This is a genomic window from Acrocarpospora phusangensis (genome assembly GCF_016862995.1).
Classification (GTDB): domain Bacteria; phylum Actinomycetota; class Actinomycetes; order Streptosporangiales; family Streptosporangiaceae; genus Acrocarpospora; species Acrocarpospora phusangensis.
Window position 1 is genome coordinate 1 of record NZ_BOOA01000178.1, and the last position, 2720, is coordinate 2720.

At 69.7% G+C, this 2720-nt stretch carries 1 protein-coding gene; it reads left to right on the forward strand.

The window, feature by feature from the left end:
- The coding region (locus Aph01nite_RS40745; protein ID WP_204046449.1) for a PKD domain-containing protein at window positions 1–2720 on the forward strand (2720 nt) is incomplete at both ends.

Below are 2720 nucleotides of genomic sequence, written 5' to 3' on the forward strand. Positions count from 1 at the left end.
TCCTGGCCTCGATGAGCTTCAAGCGGCCGATGGACATCAAGTTCGGTCCCGACGGCGCGCTGTACCTGATCGAGTGGGGTTCCGGCTTCGGCGGCGACAACGCCGACTCCGGCATCTACCGCGTCGAGTACGTCAAGGGCACCCGCCCGCCGGTGGCCCGCGTGTCCGCCGACAAGACCGACGGCCCGGCCCCCCTGACGGTGCAGTTCTCCAGCCAGGGCTCCAGCGACCCGGACGGCAAGCCCATCACGTACGCGTGGGACTTCGACGGCGACGGCGACACCGACTCCACCGCCGCCAACCCCGCCCACACCTACACCCAGGCCGGGAACTACAGCGCGGTCCTGACCGTGACCAACCCCGACGGCCTGTCCGGCACGGCGAGCCTGCCGATCGTGGCGGGCAACACCCGCCCGACGGTGAAGCTCGACCTGCCGCCGAACGGCGGGTTCTTCGAGTTCGGCGACCAGGTCAACTACAAGATCACGGTCACCGACCCCGAGGACGGCACGGTCGACTGCGACGACGTCAAGATCCAGGCGTACCTGGGTCACGACAGCCACGGCCACCCGCTGGACCAGCACGAGGGCTGCGAGGGCACCATCCAGACCCTCACCGACAGCGGCCACGGCGTGGACGACAACCTGTTCTACGTCCTTGAGGCGACCTACACCGACAACGGCGGCGCGAGCGGCGCCGGTGAGCTGACCGGCCGGACCGAGGTCGTCCTCCAGCCCAAGCGCAAGCAGGCCGAGCACTTCTCCGCCACCGGCCGTACCGCGGACGGTGTCGGCACCGACGCTCCGGGCGTGCAGACCGAGACCACGGGCGACAGCCAGGGCGGCAGCCAGAACATCGGCTTCACCCAGGACGGCGACTGGTTCTCCTTCAGCCCGATCAACCTGGGCGGCGTCTCCGCCATCCGGTTCCGTACGGCCTCGGCCGGGGCCGGCGGCACGGTTCTGGTCAAGGTGGGCAACCCCGACACCGGGGCGGTGGTCGGCTCGATCGACATCACCCCGACCGGCGCGTGGCAGACGTACAAGGACGTCACGCTGAACCTGGCCAGCCCGCCGACGACGACCGGCCCGCTCTTCTTCGTGCTGCGCAAGCCCGCGAGCGCGGCCGCCAACGTGTCCCTGCTCAACTTCAACTGGATCGACTTCGTCGGCAAGGGCGTCACCGAGAACCAGCGTCCGGTGGTGACCGTGGCGGCCAGCCCGGCCTCGGGCACCGCGCCGCTGAAGGTCGACTTCACCGCCACCGCGAGCGACCCCGACGGCAACACCCCGCTCACGTACAAGTGGAACTTCGGGGTGAACGGTTCGCCGCAGCCGACCACGGCCGGCGCGAGCTACACCTACACCGCGCCGGGGACGTACACCGCCTCGGTGACGGTGACCGACGCCAAGGGCGCCTCCACCACCCAGACGGCCACCATCCGGGTGGACTCGCCGAACGCCGCGTGCCTGGCCGGTCGTTCCGACGACTTCCTCGGCACCGCGCTCGACCGCAGCCGCTGGTCGGTCGTCCGTGAGGACCAGAACCTGAGGGTCGCGGACGGCAAGCTCGTCATCCCGACCTCGCTCACCGACATCTACGGCACCGCCGCCGGGACGACCACCAACATCGTCCTGCAGCCGGCGCCGGCGGGCGCCTGGACGGCGACCGCCAAGGTGACGATGAACGCCCGCGACATGTACCAGCAGGCGGGCCTCATCCTGTACGGCGACGACAACAACTACGCCAAGATGGTCCTCCAGGCTCGGGGGACCAACGACCACGCCGCCCGCATCTTCCAGTTCATCCGGGAGGAGAACGGCACGCCGAACGAGGTCGCCCAGAGCAACACGGCCAACCTCGGGGACGCCTACCCCGACACCGTGTACGTGCGGTTCGTGAGCGACGGCACCAACATCACCGCCCACTACTCGGCGGACGGCACCACCTTCACCGCCATGGCGCAGACCAAGCCCCTCGCCGGGATCACCAACCCGCGCATCGGCCTGGTCTCCCTCGCGGGCAGCGGCACCCGACCCGTCGTGGACGCCGCGTTCGACTGGTTCCACATCACGCCCGACGACACGGCGACCCAGCCCGCCCCGAGCGACGAGTTCGACGGCACGGCCCTGGACGCCTGCCGCTGGAACGCGGTCGTCCGCGGCGACGCCGCGACCCAGCGGGTCGTGGGTGGCAACCTGGAGCTCGACACCGCGCAGGGCGACATCTACGGCACCGCCAACACTGCTCCGAAGAACTTCATCCTGCAGACGGCGCCGAGCGGCGACTGGACGCTGGAGACCAAGCTCGACGGGTCGGCGTTCAACGAGCAGTACCACCAGGGCGGTCTGATCGTCTACACCGACGACGACAACTACGTGAAGTTCGACTTCCTGACGGACAACACCGCGGGCTCCGCGGTGACCCGCAGGATCGAACTGCGCAGCGAGGTCGCCGGTTCGGTGCAGAACCCGCAGCCGGGCGCCGGCTCGCTCACCCAGGGCGTGTGGTGGCTCCGCCTGCAGAAGGAGGGCAACACCTTCCGCGGGTCGTACTCGTCCGACGGCACCACCTGGACCACCATCAGCGAGGCGGTCCAGAACAGCGCGGTCGGCAGCGGGAAGATCGGCCTGTTCGCCCTCGGCGCCAACCAGACCGCCGCGAAGCCGGCCAAGTTCGACTACTTCCGCCTGACTCAGGGAGTGCCGGACACGACCGCG